The sequence below is a fragment of the Agrobacterium sp. Ap1 genome (genome assembly GCF_017313375.1).
Classification (GTDB): domain Bacteria; phylum Pseudomonadota; class Alphaproteobacteria; order Rhizobiales; family Rhizobiaceae; genus Neorhizobium; species Neorhizobium cellulosilyticum.
The window spans coordinates 192,787-215,310 of the sequence record NZ_JAFLMY010000004.1; the positions used below are offsets into that span (position 1 = coordinate 192,787).

The 22,524-nt window shown below is 59.2% G+C and carries 41 protein-coding genes; 14 read left to right on the forward strand and 27 right to left on the reverse strand.

Features of this window, described 5'->3' with window-relative positions:
• Positions 1–9 precede the first annotated feature (9 nt).
• The 23 genes from JZX87_RS09750 to JZX87_RS09860 are packed head-to-tail and all read right to left on the reverse strand — an operon-like array spanning position 10 to position 12,528.
• Positions 10–1,263, reverse strand: a complete 1,254-nt coding sequence (locus tag JZX87_RS09750; protein ID WP_206825222.1) for a hypothetical protein — start codon at positions 1,261–1,263, stop codon at positions 10–12.
• Positions 1,263–1,502, reverse strand: a complete 240-nt coding sequence (locus JZX87_RS09755) for a hypothetical protein (protein WP_206825223.1) — start codon at positions 1,500–1,502, stop codon at positions 1,263–1,265. The genes JZX87_RS09750 and JZX87_RS09755 overlap by 1 nt, the downstream gene beginning before the upstream one ends.
• The gene (locus JZX87_RS09760) at positions 1,502–1,774 is read right to left on the reverse strand and encodes a hypothetical protein (RefSeq protein ID WP_206825224.1); all 273 of its coding nucleotides are present in this window, start codon (positions 1,772–1,774) and stop codon (positions 1,502–1,504) included. Before JZX87_RS09760 ends, JZX87_RS09755 begins: the two co-directional genes overlap by 1 nt.
• Positions 1,771–2,520, reverse strand: coding sequence for a DUF5131 family protein (locus JZX87_RS09765; protein ID WP_206825225.1), 750 nt, complete (start codon positions 2,518–2,520; stop codon positions 1,771–1,773). Before JZX87_RS09765 ends, JZX87_RS09760 begins: the two co-directional genes overlap by 4 nt.
• A complete protein-coding gene (locus JZX87_RS09770; RefSeq protein ID WP_206825226.1) occupies positions 2,513–2,782 on the reverse strand; it encodes a hypothetical protein in 270 nt (89 codons plus the stop codon). Before JZX87_RS09770 ends, JZX87_RS09765 begins: the two co-directional genes overlap by 8 nt.
• On the reverse strand, positions 2,779–4,815 hold the full coding sequence (locus JZX87_RS09775) for a DNA cytosine methyltransferase (RefSeq protein ID WP_206825227.1): 2,037 nt from the start codon (positions 4,813–4,815) through the stop codon (positions 2,779–2,781). The genes JZX87_RS09770 and JZX87_RS09775 overlap by 4 nt, the downstream gene beginning before the upstream one ends.
• Positions 4,812–5,156, reverse strand: a complete 345-nt coding sequence (locus tag JZX87_RS09780) for a hypothetical protein (RefSeq protein ID WP_206825228.1) — start codon at positions 5,154–5,156, stop codon at positions 4,812–4,814. Before JZX87_RS09780 ends, JZX87_RS09775 begins: the two co-directional genes overlap by 4 nt.
• Positions 5,153–5,929, reverse strand: a complete 777-nt coding sequence (locus tag JZX87_RS09785) for a phosphoadenosine phosphosulfate reductase domain-containing protein (RefSeq protein ID WP_206825229.1) — start codon at positions 5,927–5,929, stop codon at positions 5,153–5,155. The genes JZX87_RS09780 and JZX87_RS09785 overlap by 4 nt, the downstream gene beginning before the upstream one ends.
• A complete protein-coding gene (locus JZX87_RS09790; protein WP_206825230.1) occupies positions 5,926–6,198 on the reverse strand; it encodes a hypothetical protein in 273 nt (90 codons plus the stop codon). Before JZX87_RS09790 ends, JZX87_RS09785 begins: the two co-directional genes overlap by 4 nt.
• Positions 6,195–6,614 (reverse strand): DUF968 domain-containing protein, encoded by a 420-nt coding sequence (locus JZX87_RS09795; RefSeq protein WP_206825231.1) that lies wholly within the window; start codon positions 6,612–6,614, stop codon positions 6,195–6,197. Before JZX87_RS09795 ends, JZX87_RS09790 begins: the two co-directional genes overlap by 4 nt.
• Entirely contained in the window at positions 6,614–6,862 is a 249-nt protein-coding gene (locus JZX87_RS09800) for a hypothetical protein (protein WP_206825232.1), read from the reverse strand. The genes JZX87_RS09795 and JZX87_RS09800 overlap by 1 nt, the downstream gene beginning before the upstream one ends.
• Positions 6,859–7,377, reverse strand: a complete 519-nt coding sequence (locus tag JZX87_RS09805) for a hypothetical protein (protein WP_206825233.1) — start codon at positions 7,375–7,377, stop codon at positions 6,859–6,861. Before JZX87_RS09805 ends, JZX87_RS09800 begins: the two co-directional genes overlap by 4 nt.
• Entirely contained in the window at positions 7,374–7,796 is a 423-nt protein-coding gene (locus JZX87_RS09810) for a hypothetical protein (RefSeq protein ID WP_206825234.1), read from the reverse strand. Before JZX87_RS09810 ends, JZX87_RS09805 begins: the two co-directional genes overlap by 4 nt.
• Positions 7,793–8,212 (reverse strand): recombination protein NinB, encoded by a 420-nt coding sequence (locus JZX87_RS09815; protein ID WP_206825235.1) that lies wholly within the window; start codon positions 8,210–8,212, stop codon positions 7,793–7,795. The genes JZX87_RS09810 and JZX87_RS09815 overlap by 4 nt, the downstream gene beginning before the upstream one ends.
• Position 8,213: 1 nt before the next feature.
• On the reverse strand, positions 8,214–9,191 hold the full coding sequence (locus JZX87_RS09820) for a recombinase family protein (protein ID WP_286194387.1): 978 nt from the start codon (positions 9,189–9,191) through the stop codon (positions 8,214–8,216).
• Positions 9,188–10,189: a hypothetical protein gene (locus tag JZX87_RS09825; protein WP_206825236.1), complete on the reverse strand. Its 1,002-nt coding sequence runs from the start codon at positions 10,187–10,189 to the stop codon at positions 9,188–9,190. The genes JZX87_RS09820 and JZX87_RS09825 overlap by 4 nt, the downstream gene beginning before the upstream one ends.
• Positions 10,173–10,439 carry a hypothetical protein gene (locus JZX87_RS09830; protein WP_206825237.1) on the reverse strand — a complete coding sequence of 89 codons (267 nt, stop codon included), beginning with the start codon at positions 10,437–10,439 and terminating at the stop codon, positions 10,173–10,175. Before JZX87_RS09830 ends, JZX87_RS09825 begins: the two co-directional genes overlap by 17 nt.
• Positions 10,432–10,680: a hypothetical protein gene (locus tag JZX87_RS09835; protein WP_206825238.1), complete on the reverse strand. Its 249-nt coding sequence runs from the start codon at positions 10,678–10,680 to the stop codon at positions 10,432–10,434. The genes JZX87_RS09830 and JZX87_RS09835 overlap by 8 nt, the downstream gene beginning before the upstream one ends.
• Positions 10,680–11,036: a hypothetical protein gene (locus tag JZX87_RS09840; RefSeq protein ID WP_206825239.1), complete on the reverse strand. Its 357-nt coding sequence runs from the start codon at positions 11,034–11,036 to the stop codon at positions 10,680–10,682. Before JZX87_RS09840 ends, JZX87_RS09835 begins: the two co-directional genes overlap by 1 nt.
• The gene (locus tag JZX87_RS09845) at positions 11,029–11,589 is read right to left on the reverse strand and encodes a hypothetical protein (RefSeq protein ID WP_206825240.1); all 561 of its coding nucleotides are present in this window, start codon (positions 11,587–11,589) and stop codon (positions 11,029–11,031) included. The genes JZX87_RS09840 and JZX87_RS09845 overlap by 8 nt, the downstream gene beginning before the upstream one ends.
• Entirely contained in the window at positions 11,589–11,921 is a 333-nt protein-coding gene (locus tag JZX87_RS09850) for a hypothetical protein (protein WP_206825241.1), read from the reverse strand. The genes JZX87_RS09845 and JZX87_RS09850 overlap by 1 nt, the downstream gene beginning before the upstream one ends.
• Complete coding sequence (locus tag JZX87_RS09855) at positions 11,918–12,169, reverse strand: hypothetical protein (protein WP_206825242.1); 252 nt, start codon at positions 12,167–12,169, stop codon at positions 11,918–11,920. Before JZX87_RS09855 ends, JZX87_RS09850 begins: the two co-directional genes overlap by 4 nt.
• 5 nt (positions 12,170–12,174) lie before the next feature.
• Positions 12,175–12,528: a hypothetical protein gene (locus JZX87_RS09860; protein ID WP_206825243.1), complete on the reverse strand. Its 354-nt coding sequence runs from the start codon at positions 12,526–12,528 to the stop codon at positions 12,175–12,177.
• Positions 12,529–12,917: 389 nt separating this feature from the next.
• Between JZX87_RS09860 and JZX87_RS09865 the strand changes: the two genes are divergently transcribed.
• Positions 12,918–13,226: a hypothetical protein gene (locus JZX87_RS09865; protein WP_206825244.1), complete on the forward strand. Its 309-nt coding sequence runs from the start codon at positions 12,918–12,920 to the stop codon at positions 13,224–13,226.
• A 132-nt stretch (positions 13,227–13,358) separates the two neighbouring features.
• Here JZX87_RS09865 and JZX87_RS09870 read toward each other — a convergent pair whose 3' ends face one another.
• From JZX87_RS09870 to JZX87_RS09885, 4 genes are read right to left on the reverse strand one after another with little or no spacing between them, the layout of a single operon-like run.
• On the reverse strand, positions 13,359–14,171 hold the full coding sequence (locus JZX87_RS09870) for a DUF3800 domain-containing protein (protein WP_206825245.1): 813 nt from the start codon (positions 14,169–14,171) through the stop codon (positions 13,359–13,361).
• A 47-nt stretch (positions 14,172–14,218) separates the two neighbouring features.
• Entirely contained in the window at positions 14,219–14,437 is a 219-nt protein-coding gene (locus JZX87_RS09875; RefSeq protein ID WP_206825246.1) for a hypothetical protein, read from the reverse strand.
• Positions 14,434–14,997, reverse strand: a complete 564-nt coding sequence (locus JZX87_RS09880) for a hypothetical protein (protein ID WP_206825247.1) — start codon at positions 14,995–14,997, stop codon at positions 14,434–14,436. The genes JZX87_RS09875 and JZX87_RS09880 overlap by 4 nt, the downstream gene beginning before the upstream one ends.
• 2 nt (positions 14,998–14,999) lie before the next feature.
• Positions 15,000–15,731, reverse strand: coding sequence for a helix-turn-helix domain-containing protein (locus tag JZX87_RS09885; RefSeq protein WP_206825248.1), 732 nt, complete (start codon positions 15,729–15,731; stop codon positions 15,000–15,002).
• Between the two features lie 83 nt (positions 15,732–15,814).
• On the opposite strand from JZX87_RS09885, the gene JZX87_RS09890 reads away from it, so the two are divergent.
• The 13 genes from JZX87_RS09890 (at position 15,815) to JZX87_RS31295 (ending at position 22,468) form a co-directional block, all read left to right on the forward strand.
• The gene (locus tag JZX87_RS09890; protein ID WP_206825249.1) at positions 15,815–16,054 is read left to right on the forward strand and encodes a hypothetical protein; all 240 of its coding nucleotides are present in this window, start codon (positions 15,815–15,817) and stop codon (positions 16,052–16,054) included.
• Positions 16,051–16,977 carry a DUF2312 domain-containing protein gene (locus JZX87_RS09895; RefSeq protein WP_206825250.1) on the forward strand — a complete coding sequence of 309 codons (927 nt, stop codon included), beginning with the start codon at positions 16,051–16,053 and terminating at the stop codon, positions 16,975–16,977. Before JZX87_RS09890 ends, JZX87_RS09895 begins: the two co-directional genes overlap by 4 nt.
• Entirely contained in the window at positions 16,974–17,180 is a 207-nt protein-coding gene (locus JZX87_RS09900) for a hypothetical protein (protein ID WP_206825251.1), read from the forward strand. The genes JZX87_RS09895 and JZX87_RS09900 overlap by 4 nt, the downstream gene beginning before the upstream one ends.
• A gap of 139 nt (positions 17,181–17,319) precedes the next feature.
• Complete coding sequence (locus tag JZX87_RS09905; protein ID WP_206825252.1) at positions 17,320–17,511, forward strand: hypothetical protein; 192 nt, start codon at positions 17,320–17,322, stop codon at positions 17,509–17,511.
• A gap of 374 nt (positions 17,512–17,885) precedes the next feature.
• On the forward strand, positions 17,886–18,227 hold the full coding sequence (locus JZX87_RS09910; RefSeq protein ID WP_286194388.1) for a hypothetical protein: 342 nt from the start codon (positions 17,886–17,888) through the stop codon (positions 18,225–18,227).
• 18 nt (positions 18,228–18,245) lie between these two features.
• Complete coding sequence (locus JZX87_RS31765; protein ID WP_353654176.1) at positions 18,246–19,760, forward strand: DNA cytosine methyltransferase; 1,515 nt, start codon at positions 18,246–18,248, stop codon at positions 19,758–19,760.
• Positions 19,760–19,936, forward strand: a complete 177-nt coding sequence (locus JZX87_RS09920) for a hypothetical protein (protein ID WP_206825254.1) — start codon at positions 19,760–19,762, stop codon at positions 19,934–19,936. The genes JZX87_RS31765 and JZX87_RS09920 overlap by 1 nt, the downstream gene beginning before the upstream one ends.
• The gene (locus JZX87_RS09925) at positions 19,933–20,190 is read left to right on the forward strand and encodes a hypothetical protein (RefSeq protein ID WP_206825255.1); all 258 of its coding nucleotides are present in this window, start codon (positions 19,933–19,935) and stop codon (positions 20,188–20,190) included. The genes JZX87_RS09920 and JZX87_RS09925 overlap by 4 nt, the downstream gene beginning before the upstream one ends.
• Positions 20,187–20,528: a hypothetical protein gene (locus JZX87_RS09930; RefSeq protein WP_206825256.1), complete on the forward strand. Its 342-nt coding sequence runs from the start codon at positions 20,187–20,189 to the stop codon at positions 20,526–20,528. Before JZX87_RS09925 ends, JZX87_RS09930 begins: the two co-directional genes overlap by 4 nt.
• A complete protein-coding gene (locus JZX87_RS09935; RefSeq protein WP_206825257.1) occupies positions 20,525–20,854 on the forward strand; it encodes a VRR-NUC domain-containing protein in 330 nt (109 codons plus the stop codon). The genes JZX87_RS09930 and JZX87_RS09935 overlap by 4 nt, the downstream gene beginning before the upstream one ends.
• Positions 20,851–21,051: a hypothetical protein gene (locus tag JZX87_RS09940; RefSeq protein ID WP_206825258.1), complete on the forward strand. Its 201-nt coding sequence runs from the start codon at positions 20,851–20,853 to the stop codon at positions 21,049–21,051. The genes JZX87_RS09935 and JZX87_RS09940 overlap by 4 nt, the downstream gene beginning before the upstream one ends.
• A complete protein-coding gene (locus JZX87_RS09945) occupies positions 21,048–21,611 on the forward strand; it encodes a putative endonuclease domain-containing protein (protein ID WP_206825259.1) in 564 nt (187 codons plus the stop codon). The genes JZX87_RS09940 and JZX87_RS09945 overlap by 4 nt, the downstream gene beginning before the upstream one ends.
• Before the next feature lie 2 nt (positions 21,612–21,613).
• The gene (locus JZX87_RS31295; RefSeq protein WP_286194389.1) at positions 21,614–22,468 is read left to right on the forward strand and encodes a YdaU family protein; all 855 of its coding nucleotides are present in this window, start codon (positions 21,614–21,616) and stop codon (positions 22,466–22,468) included.
• Positions 22,469–22,524: the final 56 nt, after the last annotated feature.

The window sequence follows — 22,524 nt, forward strand, 5'->3', positions numbered from 1 at the left end:
CAAGCCCCTTCATTCTGAACGCTGTCCTTTTTTCGTTCTGAACGCCTGTTCGGACACTGTTCTATCCACAGGCGCATCTTCGATGCCAAACCGGCGCTTCGTCGCCTCCAAGACACGCTTCTCGGTGTCCTTGGCATAGCCTCTATAAGCTCCGCTGGTTCGGTGCTTCGACAAGGCCCTTCCTTGTCCTTCCGTGAGGCCACTCTCCTCCAATTCAGTCATGCCGCCGTGCCGCGCCTTATCTAGGGTGAAGTCGGCAAACCCGTTCTTGTCCGCGAAATCTCTGATCTCGTGCGACAGTCGGGTTCCATCTCCGAAGAGGTTGCCGTTCCTCTGGCACACAATCGAAGCTCCGTTTTGCGGAATTGCCTTCAAGATGCGCTCTGCATCGGCGTAAAGCTCGACCACATTCCCTTCCTCGTCGACGTATTCGAGAGGGTGCTCGGCTCGCTCCGATGTCTTCCTGTGCCCGATTATGATCTTGTCCGGCGCACTCTTCCCACGATATCCAGTCCATGCAGCATAGCCTGCACCGATCGAGGATGGCCGCATGAGCCATTCGAAGGCAAGGATTGCCGCCGCAGCCAATTCGCCGCGCTGCTTTTCAACGGCCTTACTCGCATAGGCATAGACCACAGAGCGGTCGACATGACCCTTCACTGCCTTTGCGCGGCGTTTGATCGTGACGCCTTCCCATGGGTTCGGCGTGTCCTGACGAAACATCTCTGGATGGTGAGGCTTCATGCGTTTCCACATGGCCTTGCAGTAGGTGACAACCTTCTCCGCCGTGCGGCTCGCACCTTCCTCAGTAAATGCGGTGTAGATCTTGGTGGCAGTCGCGACAGTGATGTTTGAAACCTTGGCGTCACCGATCCTGGCTTTCGTGCCGGTATCGGAGCGCGTCACCTCAAGAGCGCAGACCCGGTCTAGCACTCGCCGGTAGTCCGGTCGGCTAAATTCTGCAACGCGCTCAAGGAAAGCGTCGTGCTTCAGGTAGGAGTTGACCAGCCATTCGACGGTCCCGAATTTCGATATGTCGATCTCATTGAAAGGCGACTGCTCTTTCAACCAGCCATCTAGCCGCTCGTTCCAGATCAAGGCCGCTTCATGAAGATCCTTCTGCGACAGGTTCACGCCAAGAGCCGCAGAAAGATACGGGCAGTTGCGCTTTCGATAGCGGGTGGGGCACGTCCAATAGTACCCGGTGGAGCCATCCGACAGGGTCTTGAACGAGGTATACCGCGGCATCTCGACAGGGATCATCACCAGCCCGCCGGATCGCCGCCGACGCTTGCGGGATCGATCACCCTGTCCAGGTCGCTCTTCCGCCACGCTCTGAATTTCCCCTTGCCTGTGCCCGTCTCAATAAACGGCTTCGGCCATATGATGCCCACACGGCTGATGAAGGCGTCAACCGTCTTCTCGCCGGCATAGGCGGCCGCAAGCTCGTCTCGCAGGACAGCAGGCCAGCATCCGGTCGGGATCACAGCTTCTTTCGCCATCAATCCCCACAATCCCCGTTGTTAACAGGCTGGTTATCCACAGGGGTGCATCCCCCCGCCCTCGTTTGCGGCGGTGCCGGCTCCATGACCTCGCTGTAGCGATAGGTGGTGAGCGGCTTGTCTGTCGGCTCTCCCGTCTCAAGGTCAACGATTTCGCATCCGTCCAGGCACTCGGCGTGCACGGTCAACAGTTCGATGTCGCTGGCGCAGATATCGTCCGGCTTGAAAGGCTCGGCGCAGATCGGGCAGTTGTGGGTGTCAGGATTTGTCATGCTACCTCCGGCCACTCGCGAATGAGAAGATCGGCAGGGATCGGCGCCTTGCGCGTCATCTGCTTCATGAAGAATGCGCGGCCCAGTTCGCGGCTCTGATCCCTCAGATATCGGAAGTCGTCAGGGTCGGTTGGTCGCGCCTTGTGCGGCCCCTGATCCGTCTCGCCACCGGTGATGATCCAATCGGGCGCGTATTTGTCGAGAATGATCCGCCCCAGAAGGGGTTCATGACTGCCGAACGTAAAGAGCGGTTCAAGGGCTTGCTTGACCTCCCAGAGCTTCATGCGGTCGCGATCGTACTCCGGTTGATTAGGTAGAGTAGCGCCGATCGCGGCGTTTCGCGGCAGCATCCGATGCCCTCGCGCCGGGTCTGTCATCTTCAATACATTGCCGATGCGCTTCGTAAGCAGGAGCCACACAAGGTTCGGCGTTGCCTCGATGAGGTTCATCAGGTCATAGCGCCACATCTCGTCAACTTCGTTGTCGAACACGTCAGCGAGAGAGGCGCAGAAAACGAACGGCCTGCTGTTGGTGGCGGCGGCTTCCTTGTCCCAGGCAATCGGCTTGCGCCAGTTGGCCTTGCCTGTGCGCTGTCGATCCTCGCCGGCTCCCCACTGGACGCGACCGTAGCGGTTTGCCATCAGGTTCTCCGCATAGCAGCCATCGCAGGCCGGCGAGACCTTTGTGCATCCAATCCAAGGGTTAAAGGTGTGGTCGGTCCACTCGATCTTGCTGTTCTCAGCCATTGTCCTGGCACTCCGTGGTGGCGGGCGGCGTGGGAAGCGGGCAAAAGTGGGATGGTTTGGGTTCGGTGTCCGCGTCGTCGGTCCAGAACCAGCCGCCCTCCGATGCCTCGAATTCGAACCACGCGTTAAAGTACCGGCCATTCTCGTAGGCCAGCACCTGGTTGTCAGCGTTAATCGATTTCAGAAGCTCGTAAGGGATGTCGTCTGGGACTTTGACCCAGCCCACATTCGGTGACGGTGATGGGTTTTCGGTCTTGGTCATTCGGCGGCCTCCCTGTACTCGATGAGGTGTTGGCAATTGGCGGCAACCAGCGCGGCCGCGACGGGTGGGGATACGGAATTGCCGACGCATGAAACCTGAACATTCTTCGGGAATGGCTTGCCGTTGGCGTCGGCGTCGATCTTGTAGTCGGCTGGGAAGCCCTGAGCGGAATACAACTCGCGAGGCGTCAACATGCGCATACCGATGTCGACGATGACGAACTCAGCCTCGCCTATGATCAGCGTGACGAACTCGCGGTCATCCCAGAAGCCGTAAGAGCGGAGGAAGTCGGCAACCTGTCGGGCGCGGTCGTGCTGGTCTGGCGTGAATGGTGGCGCGCTGATAGCCGCTTCGACATGGCTGAAACGCGGTTTCGTGGTGATCGTGTGAAAAGGCTCGTCTTCCGGCGTGTCCTGGTCGGATCCGTAATCGGCGTGTAGATGAGGAGCGACGAGCGCCGACTTGTTCACGCCTGCCGTGACAGTTGCCGATGGCTCGTCGACGCCATGGCCGATGCTCGCGCCGAACTGGCGGGACACAAAGGCAGAGACTACGCCCTGCTGCGCGCCGGTAGCGGTGACCGTGGCAATAGGTTCATCGACAGGACGCCCGGGGCGAGCCGCGTTCGTGCCATCCTTGCGGGGATCGCCATTGTGCTGGGCCATGAACGCCGATACGACAGCGGAATGGCCGCCACCGGCAAGCACCGTCGGGTGCGGCTCTTCAACTGAGCTGTCGCGCCGGTCGGTGCCTTTCATGCTCATGAGGCTGGGGATGATGACCGAGTTTTGGTCTTTCTTGCTCGCGCAGATGGTGTGGTGAGGGTCTTCGACCGACCGGTTAGCGCCGCCTTGCTGGGCGTAGGTCAGCACCGGCGCGACGACAGCGTGCCTGTTCTCGGTCGTGACGACGCGCACCGGCTCTTCAGCACTGGCCGAGCGGTCCTTGCCGCCAGCGCCTGGGCCATAGAAGGCGGACAAGCTCGGGGCGATGATACCGAGCGGCGCAGCGCCGCCGGGCTTCTTGATGTAGCTGTTGGCGGTAACCGTCGGCGCGGGCTCATCCATTGCCGATCCGGTCGCGCCAGTGTTGAACCGGGTAACCGACGGTGAGATGACAGCATGCTTTACGCCACCGGCTACAACAGTGCCGAGCGGGGCATCACCATCAAGGCACCGGGGATCCTGTCCCTTGCGCTCGCCGTAGCCTGTCTGGACGAGGAACGGCCGTGCCGCGTCGAGCACATACCGCTTGGTGCCGCGCGCTACGCGGGCCATCGTAGCGTCTGCCAACGGACGGATCGCCCGCAGACCGTGCTTTTCCATGACCTCAGACGAGGTGTCAAAGATCGACGGGCAAGGCAGAGACCAGTCAATGATCTCGGCGGCAGTACGCCAAGGCTGCTTGCGACCGGCGATCACATCGCGGTCGGTCGGCGCGCCGTGTGTAGGCTCCGGCCACACGATGGGCTGGCCATCCCGACGGGCGACAACGAACAGACGCTTGCGGATGGTGGGAGCACCATAATCGCAGGCACGAAGTTCGCGATGCTGCAGCTTATAACCGGCCGCCTTCATCGCCTTGCACCACTTCTGGAACGTCTGACCACGGCTGTCAGGGCAAGGCATCAGGCCGCGCTCGGTTTCGATGAGCGGTCCCCATTCCTTCCATTCCTCGACGTTCTCCATGATTATGACGTCAGGCTTGGCGCGCTGCGCCCATAGGACAATAACCCAGGCCAAGTCGCGGATGTTGCGCTCGACCGGCTTGCCGCCCTTGGCCTTAGAGAAGTGCTTGCAGTCAGGGGAGAACCAAGCCAAGCCGACATGCTTGCCGGCGACGTGGTCGAGTGGATCGACCTTGAAGATGTTTTCCGACAGGTGCAGCGTCTCAGGGTGATTGGCGGCATGCAGCGCCAGTGCATCGGCATTGTGGTTGATGGCGATGTCCGGAGAGCGGCCCAAGGCGATCTCGATCCCGGTGGATGCCCCGCCACCGCCTGCGAAGCTGTCAACGATCAAAGGCTCGATCATTCGGCATCACCCCGCGAATGTGGTGAGGGCGGCGTAGAGACGATCACGTCTTTCATGATCACCTGGAAGCTTTCCTTCGCACTCTCACGGTGTCCGTGCAGAAAGCGTCGGCTGTTGAATAGCTCCCATGCTTCGGAGACACCCCGCAAATTCGTTTCGGGGGATGGGAGCGGCGCACGGTCGTCGAGGCGCATAAATTCGGCGTTGATGATTGGCCGAATGTCGGTGGCGATCTCCTCCGCTAGGTAACGGAAGCCCTCGGCGGCAGGCAGGCCGTGGCCTTGCTGAACCGAAAGACGAGTTGCGATCGCGTCGATAATGTCTTCCCGAAACTTGGTCATGCTGCCTCGCAATCATCATCGGCAATGGTCGCCTCGGCCGCATGGCAAAGGAGCGAGCACTCGATGTTTGGTTCTTCGTCGTGGTTGCCGCGATCCGGGTCCAAGGCGTCCAGGCTGATGCGCTCTTTCGTCTTTCGCTCCCGCCAAAAATAGGAGCCAGGGCCAAGCTCCCGCTGTAGGGCGGCCATCCGCTCATATGTTTCAGGGAAGTCGCGCCGGATCTTGTTCCAGTAGCCCATCCCACCTTTAACGCAGCCGATGCAGTTGTTGTTGTGGTAGCCAAGCCGGTACATGGCAGGCAGTTCGATCCCGGCGCGCTCGATCATGGCGAGGCAATCCGCCTTTGTAAGACCGGCCTCAATCAGGGGCGTAAGCAAAGGCTGTTCGAAGTTCTGCTTGCGGAACGAAGCCGCGCGGCCCTTTTCCTCGAACGTGTAGCCAAAGACGAGGATATCGCCCGGCCGCTGGAACTCGTAGGTGGGGGCGCGCTTCAAGAGGCCGGTGCACTTCGCGCCGTTTTGACCGACGAGAAAGCGTTCCTTTTCGAAAACGTCCCACGTGTCATCGTATTTATCCGACTTGAGGATAACGATCTCGTGGTTAAACCAGCGCTGGCAATCAGCGAGGAAGCGTATGTTGTCGGGATGCTCGCTGCCCGGATTGCTGTACGTGATGACGATCCGGTCGCGATCAAATTGCGCCAGCGCGAGCTTGGTGGCAACAGCCGAGGCCGCGCCACAAGAGAACCGGCAGACGATGCGGGGTTCGCTCATGGCTGGCCCTCCGTGGTGAGGGCGGCGCGGGCGGCTTCCTCAAGGGTCTTTCCGAAGCCGAGAACGTCGCCGGTCTGATGCGGGACAATGCCGATCAGATCGCGATAAGGCTTCATGTCGATGGAGCCCGACTTGCCCGGGAGACGAACCAGCCACGGAGACGGGCAGTTCGGGTTGTATTGGATGGCGAACGTCAGCTTCAATAGCTCTTCCGGCACCACCATTTGCGCAACGGGCGCGGGGTTAGAAGTCTTTTCCTGCTGTGTCATGCCAAATCCCTCGATGGTAGACGGCCGGCATCTGCCAAGCCTGAAAGGATGCGGGAGGTTGCGCGACTGGTTGCCTCTTGCTCGTCGTAGTCCGACCAGATGCCAAAGAGGGTGTTTGCCAGCTCGTGCGGATTGATGCCGACCGAATCCCAGAAAGCGGATTCGGACATGTTGTGTTGGCGGGCGTGCTCGGAAGCGCAGACGGGCAGGGCGAACCGGTCCGGTGCCTTCGTTCCGCGAGCGCGGCCATAGTGTCCGTGCCATGGGGCGGCGAAAGAAACGTGGGCGGCCTGAACATCATTGCGGCCGGTGACGACGCAAGGAAGGCTGTGGAGCCATGCGAGATAGTTGCCGCGCTTCGCGGGTCGGCGCTTCGGCGGTTCTTCTCGGGGAATGTAGGCGATGCGAGATGCCATCACTCTGCACCTCGCAGCTTGGCGAGGCTTCGGATAAGCCAGTTGTGTTCGAACAGGCTGAATCGACCCGGCCCGGGTACCGGATCGGCTATGGGCTTCGCGAGGCGGTCGTCGTTGGCCGAGACGATCTCGACACCCCATTTCCGCGCAAAGGTCGCGCGCTTTGCCTCGATCACCGGGGCAAATGGATCTGGCGCCTTTTCAGGGAGACGGCGTGTATGGCTGGAGACTGAGGTAATGCGGGTCAAAACACATACTCCTCTTGCTTCGGAGCGGGTTCACTTGCCTTGATGCATCCTTTCGGAACCCAGACCTGCCCTTCGGATCGGTAGCAACGCTCTTCCTGCCCCTCGACCTGATAGCAGGTCAGGCAGACAGCCTGGGCGGGATCGTTGAGCGGGCGCATGTCCGCGGGCCGAACCTTGATCAGCAGAGCGTCGTTCTTCTTGAAGACCTCGGATGCGTCTATCTCTTCCTCGATGTCTTTGCCGCTATCCACTTGGACAACGAACTTGGTTCCTCGCTCGCGGATCACGGTGCCCTTGAACGTCAGGTGCAGGACGGACGTGTCATATTCGTCGGATTCGAATAGCTTCCAATCGAACACGACGCGCTGGCCGGGCGAGAAGAACGCACGGCGCTCGGGGCATTTGAATTTGACGCTATAGACGCCGTTACCTTTCAAAGCTTCGCGGATCGCGAGATGGCGCGGGCAGGTATAGCGATCATTCACGCAGTTGAAGCAGGTGGCGTAGTGGGTCACTTGGCCTCCTCCTCGAACTCTTCGAGGTCAACCGACCAGTCGGCAATCTTGCCGTCCGCGCCGATCGTCATGATGACGTAGTCGCCATAGCCAGATCCGCCGGGAGCCATGATGCCGGGAACGTAGCCGTCGATCTCTCGGACTACGTTCTTGTCGGCATCGAGCAGCTTGTAGATACCTGCATCGCAGACCTTATAGTGAACGTCTGCGATCGTCCCGGCAGGCCAATCCTGAATGATGCCGGTTTCAAGATCGATCAGTGGGCACCAGTCATCTTTGACGCGGCAGGGGATCAACGTGCCATCGGTGTCTTCCGTGCCGTTGACGTCAGCGTCCTCCCAATAGCGGACGCCGCATTCGGCCTGCAGGTATTTCACTTCCTTGCTGACGACTTGGGTCAGTTCAATGGTAAAGGTCATGCCACGCCCCTGTTATCCTGTTGAGGTTCGGACCATTCGACGCCGTGCTGAGCGCCGAAGCTGAAGATGATTTCAATGAGGATCGTCATCTCGTCCTTGGACAGATCCGATGACGACGTGCTGAGATTGACGAAGCCAGTCCCGTCTGTGTTCGGGACGATGCGAAGCTGCTCCCGCGTCTCCCGGCGCAGCGCGTCTAGCATGACGAGCTTCCAGTCGTCCGGCGCGAGCCGCTGACCATGCCAGGCAAGCTGAACCGAGAGATCGGTCAGCATGGCCCACATGCGGTCATTCTGCGGCAGGGTGCGCTTCGGTCCCTTGAACTCGACGCGGGTCTCCCATGGCGCTTTCTCTATCCACTCGATAGCGCGGCGCTTGAAACGGTCGTTGGCGAGGACGAGGAGAGCGCGGCCCATGTCAGCCCCCGTTCATCGGATGAAGCTGGGCGAGGCGGCGCGTCTTGATCGAGAATGCCGCATCGATCATGTCGGCATGGCCTTCGCTTTCCAGAGTGGCTGGCGCGTCGAAGTCGTTCCAGATTTCCTCGACGCTGGCTTCATCCGCCGCGCTGGCAAGGGCCGTCTCGACTTCTTCGAGATAGCCGCCTAGGTCGAATTCGTTTTCGGACTGCTGTTCGTCCTGAACCGGCTCGGCATCGATCGTCTTGGCCGACGGCGGTGCAGGTGGCTTCGGAGGCTTAGGCGGTGTCGGTCGGCTTTCGGAAGCCGGGGTGACGTCCCGCATCTCATCCGCGTCGGCGATCTCGCGAGCTTCGAACTCGTCGCGAATGCCGCCAAGCACGTCACCGAACAGCTCGCGGAGGCAGTAGCCGGCCGCGCGCCACGCGATCATGCGCTGGGGGTACTTGTACCAAGGGGCGTCGTTCGGCTGTCCGTCCTTCCAGATCGGTTTGTTATCTTCCCAAACCTTCTTCCGGATAGTCGGTCGATTGTCCCACAGGCCAGCGCGCTCGGCCTCCGCCTGGGTGAACTCAACGCGGCTTTCCTCGCCGGTATCGTTCCGTTTTGCGTGGCAGTAGCCGACCATCTGGCCATCGCGCATCTCGTGGCCGGTCTTGAGCAGGGCAACCTTGCCAGACTGGCGAACGACGTTGATCAGTCCGTCGCCGTAGAGGGCGGGCTTGCCGTTGATGACCGTGAAGCTCCGAAGGCTGACCATCGGCTTGAGCCCAAGCTCGGCGCCAGACATGATGCAAACCGCCACGGCAGCCGCCGCGTCATCGCCGGTCTTCTTCCCGATCAGAGCGGACGGTGCTAGGCCAGAGGCGACCACGGCGCGCGAGACGCGCATCGTTTCCTCGAAGGTCTGCGGCACGATAGCCATAACCTGTCCGCCGGCGGAGAGTGTTGCTGGAACGTGTGCGTTCATGGTCATGCCGCCCTCTGTTCAGATTTGATTGCCATGCCGGCAAGCTCGACGCCGGAGCGCGCCGCGCGGTGCGCCAGCGTCTCGACGACTTCCTTGATCTCCGGCCGATCCTTCAAAGCCATGAGCAGTTTTTCGAAATCGGTGATCTCGGCATAGGTAAAGGTGCGGAGCGAGACCTTCGCGCCGGTGCGGCCGGCGCTTGCATTACGGGCCTGCGTTTCCCGTTCGGCGGCTGCCGCCTGCTGGGCGAGACGTTCAGCCTCGACTGCCGCTTCCGCCGCGCTATTATCGTTCTTAGCCGATGCTTGTTCGGCAGCGATCCGGGCGGCGTCGGCTTCACGCTGGATGCGTTCGGCTTCCTCGCGCGCCTTGCGCTGGCGTTCCAGTTCGATGCGCTGCTGTTCCTGCAGGTAAGCGTCGAGGTGGCGTTTGAGCTTCTTGCTCAGAGCGTCAGGCTCTTCCTTGAGGTCACGCCATTTGTCATCGACAGCTCGACCGGCTTCAAGGTGTGGGGCTTTTTCGACTTTGTGCAGGTCGGTGGCGCGCTTGGTAATGCCGGCGATGCGTTTCGACAGGACGCCGATCTTGTTAGCCTGATCCTGGGTTTCGACCTTGGACTTGAGCAACGTTTCGGCAAGCTCCTGCTCACCGGCGAACTCCAGCTTCAAGGCTTCGAACGGGTCGCTCGGAAGATTGTCGCCCATACCGCGAACCTGTTCCGGTTCATCGCCCCAGCCCTTGCCGGCCATCGCCGCATGATAGGCGTCTTCCGTGATCGGGTTGCGGCATACCCACGTCCAGATAGCGGCGGCGTCAGTCGTCTGACCGTTTCGAAGAGCGATCCACTCGCCGTTCTCCTGCCAGATGGCGACAGGAAGGAACGGACCATTCTTTCCGTCGCGGACACGGTAGTATCCCCATTCGGGTGAGCTATCGTGGATCGGGCCGAAGTTGCCGGCGAGGGCGGCTTGCCACCAAGCCCATGCGTTATCGTTGGACGACATGAACATTCTCCTGATTTTGCAAAGCCTGCCGTTTTCCGTCCGGCACGGCGAAGAAGACGAATGCGAGGGAGACGACCGAGGCGGTGATGCAGGTCGTCGCGGCGTAGGTGAGCAGCGCAAAGCCCGCACGGCGCTTAGCCTGGACGGTCGATATCTTGCGGTTGATCTCAGCGAGGCGTGCTGTCGCGCTCTTGCACTCAGTGCCGCAGTTGCAATCCTGAAAGGGTTTGAAGCCGCAGTGATCAGACATCGTCTTCCTCCAGATCAAATTCGCTAACTGTCCATTCGAGAAGGCAGTCTTCGCAGAGGGCCTCGCCATCGTCGTTGAAAGCGACGGCGATCTCGGAGCAACTACGGGCTTCACAGACCTGATTGCCGCTTCCGTTACAGGCTTCGCATTCGCGATCGCGCCAGACATCAGGATCGTTTCCGCCGTAGCGCGACTTGAAGATCGCGCCTTCGCCGTTGCAGGTTGAGCAGGTGAGGCGCATCACACGGCCTCCTTGAGATCGCGGGCGGTCTGGCCAAGCTCGACGCTGGCCTTTGCCGCTAGGTGCGGAAGGATGACGCGGAGTGTTTCGATCTCGGCGGCTACAGCGTCCACCTTTTCTCGAAACTCTGCTTCGACGGCGGCGACACACTCAGCCTTGATGATCTTGTTGGCGCGGTTTGCGTGTTCAACGAGTGCATCAGGAACCCGACGATTGCCGTATTGGTCAAAGCCAACCTGCATCGACTGGTAGTATTCCGATGCAGAGGCTTTCCGCTGTTCCAACGTCGGAACACTGCTAATCAGCGCATGGATCTTCGACAGGGCGCTAGCGAGTTCAATGCGAGCCTCAGACATCGGCCTTCTCCTTGAGAGCGGCGCGGGCAGCACGAAGGTGCTTGGCGTCGATCGACATTGCGGCCGGCGCTTCCCATATCGGGCTGCTGTCCTTGTGATCGTCGTCGAGGTTTTCGGCAGCATCCGCGAACGGTTCCAGCGCAGCCTTCAAGGCGGCGATCTCCGCGTCCTTGGCGGCGAGGGCGGCTTCGGCCTTGTCGGCTCGGTTGCGCTGCTCGCGGATCATCGCGTAAGGGTCGCGCTCCATTTTGTTGATGTCGCCCTTCGGCAACTCAAAATCGATGCACCAGCCTTCCATGTCTTCGGCCAGATCTTGCAAATAGTCGGCATGGTTCGTACTGCCGAAATAAGCCCGGTCACCTTCGTTCTCGGTATGGTCGGATATTTGCCGGATCTGCGATCGAGCGGTTTCCATGAGGGCGGCCATGGAGCGGTATTTGCCTTTGAAGAGATTGCGATCGGCCTCAAGGCTTTCGATCACGGTCCCGCGCCGATCCATTTCAGCGGCGATTTCGTCGACAGATGCCTGCCGGGTTGAATGAACGACGGACATCAGAAACCCTCCCGCATCATCTCGCGCTTGTGGTCGGCGGCGTCTTCGACAGCCATTTCGTGCTGATCGGCTGCCTCACCCATAAGCCAGTCCTTGAACTCTGAACGGCTGGTCATGCGGTCCTCGATTGACCAAGGCAGCTTGATTTCGTCGGTGCCATCAAAGAAGCGGACGGCGTCAACCTCGACGGTCGGCTCTTCGGCGGGATCGATCATCGTGGCTTTAGAACCGGGATGAACGGTGAAGGTGGCAACCATCGTCAGTTCAATCTCGGTCCCGCATTCGGAACCGGCGATAGAGATAACCTGTTCGGCGCGATACTTGTTGCTCACGACACAGCCTCCACTCTGGACTTCCTGCTCATGTCGGGGCGGGGAGAAGTGGTGATGACGGGAACCTCGCCTCGGAAGTCGAGCGACGAAACGATGTCGTCAGTTTGCCCGCGAGCCTTAACGAGGCGCTGAAAAGCTTCCTCTGCCTTGCGGGATGCGATGGCGCGAACGGTAAGGTTCGGATTGGTCATGTCGCCAAGGGCTTCGTACAAGTCCTTTGTGGCGTTGAACTGGGATGCGATGCTCATGGCGGTTACTCCGCAGCTTCGAGGAATTGAACGGGGGCGACCAGCTGGGCAGGCTCGAACGGGAAATCGGCGAAGACACCTTTCCACTCGCGTTCCTTGCGCTGTTCGGCGGTGAAGCCGACAAGCTGGTCTCTGAGAGGGGTAGGTTCGAGGTCAGCCCAGAGCGGACCTTTGGCACCGAGGGCGATGCCCTTCTCGCGGAGAGCGTGGCAAAAGCGGAGAGCGTCGACATAGGCCGCGGCAGCATTCGGAGAGCGCAGTCCCTTCGCGGTCCGCTGGCGGATACGGAAGATCTTCGCGTCAACGATCTTGAGGTTTTCCCTCAGTGCTGTGGCTGTGATGTCTGCTGCGGTTTGCATCGCTGTGATCTCATGTGGTGATGAGGAAAACGTACTTTATGTACGATGCGATGTAAAGTACGAAATGTACGATTTGTGCGATTTTGTTTTTTAGCGAGCGCTGTGCGAATCAGACTCGACTCTCGCTTTCCGTTCTGGCTGAATAGAACGAAAGGAGAACATTATGGGGCTGGCAGCAGTAAACAGTTCGGCAGAATTCACTCTCCACATCAGGTGTGAGAACTGCCTTAGAGACAGCGAGAAGTTAGTCGTGATGCCGGTAGGTGAGGGCGTCCCGCGCGATGCGGACGAACTGATCGAGAGCGTCTTTTTGGAAAGCATTCCTTTCCGATGCCAGCCGTGCGGAAGCGTAATTGGCAGGCTTGTAGGGATCAGTGGAGGAGACCCATATGGCTATTGAGCGAGAAGTCCTGAGTTTCATCATCGTGCCGCCATTCGAGCAGCGGGCGGCAGTCATAGCGGCGAAGGAACGGTTCGAGGATTATCTATCTCGCCGCTTTCCTGGCTATGATTTCAAGGTCGGGCCATTCGCGCCGGTCGGAGACGATGAGGCGTTTTGCGTCTTGCCGGTGATGAATTATCAGGGTCCGGACGGCAAGAGCTACATGTGCGATCCGCCGAAGCGATGGTTCCTGCTGGAGATAGCAGACGCTTGTGCCGCCTTCGATCTCAAGGGGAAGAGGAGTTATGCCGCCTGAACCTTGCGGCAGATTAACAAAAGTTCATTTGATATTAAGGATTGAATTCCTATTTTGTTCTTGTGGGCAAGCGCTAGAATCACCCCGAGTTGCCGAAAGGCGGCAGCACTCTTCGCAGTGTGGGACAGGGGTCTAGGGGCCCACGCCCTTCCTTTTCCTATCAATAATCCATTGCAGAAAGTTTTTCTGCGCGGCGGAGAGCGGGCACTTTGATATTGGCGGAACGATGGTCAGGCCATGGTTGAGCGCGTTGCCCCGTATCTTCAACAGCCTGCTTGCCAGTTCCTTTGCATAGCGGTCCTCGGATCGACCAAAGGCATTCGGCTCGAAGGCCTTCCAAACGGCGCTGGTAAATAAGTCCGCGATTTGAAGTCCAGCGCGGACATTATGGTTCTCGACCGCGATGTCTGCGGGATCAAGGACGGACCAGTCAATGCTTCTGATTGGCCGCATCTTCTCCTTCCCATCTCGCATGAATTCTAGGTATTCACGCATCTTATCGTAGTCCGTACCTTTTCGACGGGAAAAGACTATGCGAAGACTAGCCTTGCCGCCTTCTGCCTCTGCTCTCCTCCTGCATGTATGCGTGATGCGTTCGAGCATCAGTCGCGTAAGGTAGTTGTACAGATGCTGTGGCCTCTTGAAGACCTCGAGCTCTTCAGCCTCCAAAATGGTGATCTTATTCGACGAGACCACACAGGCGCCGATCGGTTTTGTCGCTATTGTCGCGCAGGCATGCACTTTTTGATCGTGGTTTAATTCTCTGAAATGCAGGTCGCGCTTGTTCTTCTTGGAAACAAACGAAGACATTATCTCATCGCGCCATTGAGGTATCTGGCGATCGTTGGCTTCGTTGACGATGGCAGCCCCTAGGGACAGCCAATGCGATTGAGCAGTATTCCCTTCAGCTAGTTTTCCGAATCCTTCATCTCCCGCCTCATCCACGTACGCGATGAATCGGCATACTTTCTGAGATGAACCAGACGGATTGTTCAGAGCGGAGCCCTCTTGCCTCGATAAGTCTTCGGCGGCGGTAGCGCTTCGTGCGATTGCGCCAAAACTTCCAACCAGGCAGCGAGGCCGACCGGAACCGCGATCTCTCCAGTCTCCAGCGCTTCAACCCACGAAAGATCGCATTGCAGCGCCGATGCCAGATTGATCGGCGTCCATCGGATCACGCGAAGGCATTCGTTGAAGCGGTCGGTTGTCATCTGCTTTCCACCGTAAGCGTTCCTGCGATCACATCGTCTTCTCTGTCGGTTGTCGATACGGCTGAGCAATGCGCTTTGCCCCTTAGCATCGCACCGAACGCGTTCTGCGCATCGTATGAGATAGAGACGCTGAAAGCCGTGACGGCATCCACCTGCGTGCGGAGTGCATCCACGCGCTCGATCATCAATGCGCGGTACATCGACGCCGTGTCTGCGTCGTAGCTGTCACGTATTCTGATCAGCTCGTGGTCTTTGTATTCGTCGATCGACAGTCGCTCACTATCGGTTTCCGTCTCGACCAACTGGAATGTTGACGGGGCCTTCAGTGATTGCTTGAGCCGTTCGATGCAGACGCCGGCCAACTTCGATGTGACCGGCTGGTTTGGTGATGGGAATAACCGGTCGAAACAGGAGAGGCGGGCTACTGCATCTGAAATCGATGAGCAGGACGCTGGCGAGAGAGGAGTAACGGCGAAAGAAGGTGTTGAGGCAGCCGACGCAACGACGGCGGCAGCCATCAACAGGGGCAAGTTGCAGCGGGTTTCGCGCTTGTCGTTCATCGTTAGAACCCCGGCATCTCATTCATCACGCGTCGGACCAGAGCGATCACCTGAACGGTCACCCCATCATCAGCTTCATGGTCGCTCTGGATGATGATGGGCTTGTGCTTGGCATTCGTCGATCGAGGATGAAACTCTGCTCGATCTGGGAATAGTTCGAGCTGTTTCACCGACCATTCACGAAAATGACCACCGTCGCGCTCACGCTGCACTACCACGACCATCCCGGATCGTAGCTCGACCTCGTGTCCGACATCCTCATAGGCGAGGCACACAAGCCGATCGCCCGGGAATATTGGCCGCGGGCGCAAATCGTTCATGCTGTCGCCAGCGCAGTCGAAAACAAGCTGCCTGGCATTCGGGAACTTCTCGTCGCGCGGGAGCATGATCTCGACAGGCTCCGATTGATCGAACTCGTCGACCTCACGGAAGGCGCCAGCCTCGACGACGCCAGCCACACGCCCCGCGACCATTCCTATCCTATTGAGGATGATGTCGCTGATGGGCGCCGGCGTCTCATCGTCGGCATCGCCAAACAAGATCCATCCAGCCTTTACGCCGAATAGCTCGCCATACTTCTCCGCAGCCTTTCGCGAGATCGGGCGGTTGCCGTTCTCGTTGCTGATCAGCGTGTTCTTGTTGATGTCGCGCGGGAACGCGTTCGCAGCATCGGTGGGGCTTGCATACCCCGCCGCAGCTCGCGCGCGCTTCAATCTGTCCTTCGGTAATTCCATTCGTACATTATCGCTCAAAATTATCGTGCAATGTGTACGATTTCATCTTGCGCCATCGCAGTACTTTTCGTACGATGACGTTCATGAGCACATCACCGACTTCCATTTCTGGCCTGATAGACCTCTGGGACACCATTGGCGATTTCGCTTCTGATGTCGGAGTTGAGTACGAGGCCGCGCGCCAGATGAGGCTGCGCGACAGCATTTCGCCAAGGCATTGGGATCGCGTTATCGCGGCCGCAACTCGGAAAAAGATCAAGGGTGTTGATTGGAAGTGGCTGTCTGCTCGCCACGCATCCAGCCGGAAGGCGGTTTCAGCATGAGCGCCGACAAGCAACTCAAGGCCTACATCGACCGAGTTCTCCGCTTGAAGGAAGAACAGGACACGATCGGCGACGATATCCGTGAAGTCTATGCCGAGGCAAAAGCCGAAGGATACGACAAGACCATCATGGGCAAGCTGGTTGCTCATCTGCGCAAGGTTCAGAAGTCGGGAGAAGATGCCGTTTCCGAACAGGAAATGAACTTCGACACGTATCTGCAGGCTTATCACCGTGCATCTGGCACGGCGGTTGCTACGCACACGCATGAGGAGGAATTCGACCCGATCACCGGAGAGTTTGTTTCCGATGAACCGGTCCACCAATCCCCGCGCAAGGCGGCGGAGGTGGTATCCGAGAGGACCGCAACCAATCAGCCGGAAACGGCAAACGAGACGCCCAAGCAGGTATACGGGGACAGTGTGGCGGCGGCGACGGCCCTTCCAAGTCAGTCTGTCGACATTCCTGCCGCCGGGGACCAAGGCCAAGAGATCGACGGATCGAATGACCGTTGCCCCGGTGAACTCTATTCGCCTGAAAAGGCACTTACATCGGATGACGACGCAATCGCTGCAGTGAAGGGCAAGGCCCGACTGGCGAACGTCACTGACGTTGAACCGTCGTCGTCCGCCCCTATCGCTCCGGCCTCTCAAGGCGAAGCCGAGGCCCCCAGCGCCGAGAGCGTAAGCCCCGAGATACACGGCAGCTTCGACGCCAACACAGGAGGCGAAGATGTAACTGCACCGAACGCCGCTCATCAACATCAGGCCGGGTCGGGCCTCGTCAGTGAACCCCGCCCGGCCAAACATCCTGCACTTCTCCTCCGCCCTCATCGCCAGCATCCCGGCGAAGAGATCTGCGGCGGATCGGGCAAAAACCATTGCCGCGCTTGTGCTGCGGCGATGCGTGAGGAGGAGGTGGCATGAGCGTCCTTCGCCGTCCAAGAAATTCTCCCGGAATGTTTGAGATCGGGACAAAGGTCACGAGCAATGCTGTCGGCAACAAGCCAGAGTTTGTTGGCACCGTCAGCGGCTACTTCGGACCCGACTATTACGTGACGGATCATCTCGGCGAAGTTTGGCATCGAGAACGCTACGAAATTCGGAAATTCGTTGAGGTCGATGCATGACCCAGCGCCCCGGCCCATCCGAAAAGCCATCCGACATTCAATCCGTCCAAACAGACATAGACGCTCAAGACGCCATTGAGGCCACGCAGGGCGCGGCCCGTTGGGAGCGGAAACAGGTTCAACGCGAAGGGAGCAGAGCATGATCACCGCATTCATCATCGTCGGCTGCATCGTTGCTGCCTGCCTCGTCATCGCTGCAATCGCAGCTGTCGGAATGTCCGGCGCTTGCGCGACTGCCGCAGAGGACGACGAGCAGGCCGCCACCCTCGCGGAACAGACATCGAAACGCCTCATCGCATTTCCGAATACGGCGGTCTCAGCCTCCCATTGAGCCGTCGTCACTGGTCCCGGGCTTACCCCCGTTCCCCAACGAGCCCGGGACCAGAACATTCAGCCTCACTCTGTCGTCCTGCAGCCTCAAAACGACGGCGCGGACGATAGAGCCAAGAGGCTCAAACGAGGGGTGTCCCGAGGAGGTCTCGGAACACCCGGCAGAGCCCAAAGCGGCGGCGGTGGCTCTGCGAGGGAACTGAATAACGGTTGGCCCGAGCGGCGGACCAGACGACGGAGCAGGGTCACCTGCCAGGGTGTTCGCTCCGTCGTCATCAATACCGGTCCTGCGCATCAAGGCATCTCCTTCGAACGAGATCATTGGTCGCACAGGAGCTTTCGGAAATGTCCGAATTTGATTTGGAGAAATCAGAAATGAGTACGGTTGAGTTTTGCCAGAGAGCTTTGAGGGAGGAAATTGCGCCTCCGTCCATTGGAAGCGTGAAGCTGCGCATCCGAACCGCTGCCCGCGATCTCGGCTGGTCCTACACCAGAACGAAGGACGCTTGGTACGCCGACCCCCGAATTTCAATCAAGCCTGAAGAGCTGTTCCGTGTCGAGGCGGTGAGCGGGCTTTCCTATGCAAGGCAGGAGATGCGCAAAAATGACCGAGCAATCGAAAGAGCCGAAGCTCTCCTCCGCGGGGAAGATACGCGTCTCGTTCGCACGCTGGTTGCTGCGGTACGCGAGGCGTTTGGCCTACGCGATCGCGCCTGAGATCAGGGAGGACGAGGAGTGAGGTACGGATCTGTCTGCAGCGGTATCGAAGCGGCCACTATGGCATGGCATCCGCTTGGCTGGTCCCCGGCCTTCTTCTCCGAAATTGAAGCATTCCCTTCGGCCGTCCTCGCTCATCACTACGGAAGCAACATGCCAGGCGAACCGCTGGCCAAGAACGGAATCCCTAACTATGGCGACTTCACAACGATCGGCCCAGACGCAGGACCTATTGACCTTCTGGTCGGAGGAACCCCTTGCCAGTCCTTTTCCGTCGCTGGAAAGCGTCTCGGACTGGATGATCCGCGCGGCAACCTCGCCCTCGAATATCTCGCCCTGGCTCGGCGCTTGCGCGCCCGTTGGATCGTCTGGGAAAACGTCCCCGGCGTCCTTTCCTCTCACACAGATGATGAACAAGGCGAAGAAGACGAAGTCGAAGGCGACGAAGGGCTCGAAAGCGCCGACTTCGCGACGTTCCTCAGCTTCGTTCAAGAATGCGGGTATGGGTTCGCCTACCGGGTTCTTGACGCTCAATATGTCCGAGTGGACGACTTCGCTCGTGCCGTCCCACAGCGACGGCGCCGTGTCTTCCTTGTCGGATATCTTGGAGACTGGCGACGTGCCGCAGCGGTATTACTTGAGCCCGAAGGCATGCGCGGGGATTCTGCGCCGCGCCGAAACAAGGGGCAAAGAACTGCCCCCACTGTTAGCACAGGCACTAGAGGCGTTGGCGACTTCGAACTCGGCGGCGGATTGATCGGCGGGTTCGACTACGAAAACAACGCTCACGGTCCCCATGATGCTACTGGGCCTTTACTGAAAGGCAGTCCCACAGGCGGCGGACGACCACTGCCTGCGGTCGTCTTTGGTAGTCGCCATATTGAACCTATCGCTTTCAACTCGCGAGAGGATCCAGAGGTCACCTGGGATCGGACTGGGGCGCTTAGTTCAGGCAGTCCTCAATCACAGGCCATCGCTTTCGCTCAGAACACCCGGGATGAGGTTCGCTTGTTTGGCGGCGATGGGCAAACTGTCGGCGCATTGGCCGCCGAACCAGGCATGAAGCAGCAGTCCTATGTTGCTCACGCCATTCAGGCAGGTGCGTTGCGCTCGAACCCGCACTGCGGCCCTGACGGCGTCGGCGTGCAAGCTGATGTCGCATATAAAGTTGAAGCCCGTTCGGAAGTGCAGGCGGTCGCCTGGTCTATCATGCCGCAGAATAGCGGAAAGGATTTCAAGGCACGGGAAGTCGATGTAGCGCAGCCGATCATGGCCGGTGGACCTGTAGGCGGGAATCAAGGTGGCGACTACATCCAATCTGCTTGGGCAGTCCGTCGCCTTACTCCGATGGAATGCGAACGCCTCCAAGGCTTCCCCGACAATTTCACCAACGTTCCATGGCGCGGCAAGGACACTGCTCCTGACGGCCCGCGTTACAAGGCCCTCGGCAACTCCATGGCCTGCAACGCGATGCGCTGGATAGGTCAGAGGATCGACATCATGGAAAAGCTCATCCAGGCAGGGAGGGTTTGATGACCGAACTCGACCTCCTCCGCGAAGAGATCAAAGACATCGAGGGCGACCTCTTCCGCATTCGCGGCAGCCTTCAGAAGCAGGACAACGGGGTCAAGCTGTCGCGTATCGCCATCAAGACCCGCACGCTCGACCGCCTCAAGCGGTCGCTGGCGAGGCTGGAGGTGCAGGCATGAACCGCGTCGTCATGAACATGGACGCTCAAGGCTGCTGGACGATCTACTCCGACGAGCCGATCGAGTTCTTCTGCGTCAACGATCATTGCCCAAGAGATCGCGTCTATCAGATGGACGTTGAGGTCGGCGTCGAGAAGGTGCGTCAGCAGCTCGGGAATGATCCGGTCGGCCACATCAACGACAGTCACGCCCTCGGTGAAGGATACGGCCCACGCAAACCGCCGTCGAAGCGAAAGCTTGAGGTGGTTAAATGAACGCGCTCAAGCTTTTCCGCTCCGGCATGGACTACATTTCCATCGCCTCCCACCTCAACACCACAGAGGCAGAGGTAGAGCGCCAGATACACAGGCTGCGCCGTATCGAGCGGATCCAGCCATATCTCTCGAAGCGAGCAAAGCGGGAAGCCAAGCGCGAGGCGCAACGCGTCGCCGCACAACGTGAGGCTGAGCGTCTGGCAGCCCGATCCATTGCCAGCGTTCCAAAGCCTCCCCGTGTCAAACAGACACCGGAGCAGAAAAAAGCCCTCAAGCAGGCCTACAACAAGCGCATGCGCGCCCAACTGGCCGAGATCAGGGAGGCGCACCGGGTATGAGGAAGCTTCGCGAATCCGACATTCAGAAAGCCGTCATGGACGCTTGGCGCCAGATGGGTTTTCCCGGCACGTTCGTCGGCGCTATCCCCAACGCTGGGGCATTTGGTCAACCGGGCCTCACCAAGGGTCTGCCAGACCTCATCCTGATCGCGCCGAAGCTCCACGGCTATCTTGAACTCAAGACCGAGACCGGCAAACTCTCCGGTCCCCAGCAGGATTTCCAATCCCTCTGCATCGCCAGAGGCATTCCCTTTTACGTCACCTATGGCCGCGACGAGCCTATCCGGCTTCTCGAAGAGCTTGGAATTGTGAGGAAAGCAGCATGAGCAACGTGGTGTCTCTCCATGACCATCAGGCCAAGGTCTGGGAAGCGTATGTCACTGCGAAGGCCACGGCCGGCAAGACGGGCGCAGCGGTCGACATCGCCGCGGCAAACTCTTGTTGGTCTGCCTGGCTAGCCCTCTTCGTCCCACGCGAACATCGCGGCTTGTCGGCTGCCTTGATTAAGGGGATGCGCCTGTGAAAACCTTTGCCGATATAGATATCGTCAAGTCCATCCGCTCGGGAGAGCGTGGCCAAAAGTATCGCAAATCCTGGAAGCGATTTGAGATCCGGTCGGCCGTTGCCCGCGCCGACGAGATGCTTGATCTGCCCCAAGACCAGTATTCACGGATAGTCAGGGAGATCGATCGTGCGGTGGATCTCTGCGAAAGCCCCATCGAGCAGGTAGCGCTCTACCAGATGGCCGGCCGCCGTTATGGTCACGACTTCCACCTGCCGCTTTATGCAAGTGTGTCTCCGGTCGTACCTACCAACGTATGGGAAGAAGACTTCGTCATCGTCCCTCAAGTCTGCATCGGCCCGTACCGCGTCGACTTTCTCGTCATGTTCCCCGGCGGTCGCCGGATCGCGGTAGAGTGCGACGGCAAGAAATTCCACGACGCTGAGCGTGATGGCGAGCGCGACGTGGTCCTCACAGATGGCTATGGCCTTAAGGCTGTGATCCGTGCCCGTGGCGGCGAGATATGGCGCGACAATGCTTGGACAGAACGTCTCGCCGCCGAAATCAGAAGGGTGTCGTAGCCATGAACAACCGTGCCTGGATGCCACTCCACATTGCTGACTATCTCGCTGACACAGGTCACCTGACGGCGACAGAGCATGGCGCCTACCTTTTGCTCATCATGCACTACTGGCAAAACGGCCACCTGCCAGAGAACGAGCGCGTCATCGCTCGCATCGCAAAACTGACGCCTGACCAGTGGGAAGAGAGCCGCGACATGCTCGCCATGCTCTTTGGTCCGGGCTGGACGCACAAGCGCATCGATGCCGAGCTTTCGAAGGCCGACGACATTATCGAGAAGCGCCGCGCGGCGGCTGAGGCACGGTTCTCGAAGACGAAAAAGCAGCCATCAGATGCAAATGCAATGCATGTGCAAAGCAAGTGCAATGATACGCGCGTGCCACCTTTAACCGACAACCAAGATACATCCTCACCTCGTTCGGATGTTTGCCCGGAGCCGCAAGCAGCTCCGGCCTCGCCAACGGTGATCGAGCTTCCGGCCACTCAAGGCCAATCAGTCGCCATAACCGAAGCCGATGTGTCCGAATGGACCGGCGCGTTCCCAGCCGTCGATGTTCTGCAGCAGCTTCGCGGCATCCGCCAGTGGCTCATAGCCAACCCTCAAAAGCGAAAAACCAGCCGAGGAATGCGGCGTTTCGTCGTGTCTTGGCTGACCCGAGATCAGGACAAGGGCGGCGCTCGTTCCAGCGGCCACCACTCGCAAGCCCCACCGTCTCGCAAGAGCGAATTTCGACAGCATCAGGACGACGTGAAGCAGGAACTCGAGAACTACTTAGGGATCAAGCGAAATGACAGAGAATTTGCCAGCAGCGGTCCAGCTTTCGACCTTGAACCGGGAAATTGGAAACCTCACTGAGGCTCTTTCCCGGCCAACCGCAGACGACATCGTGTCCGGTCTCAACTGGCTTATGG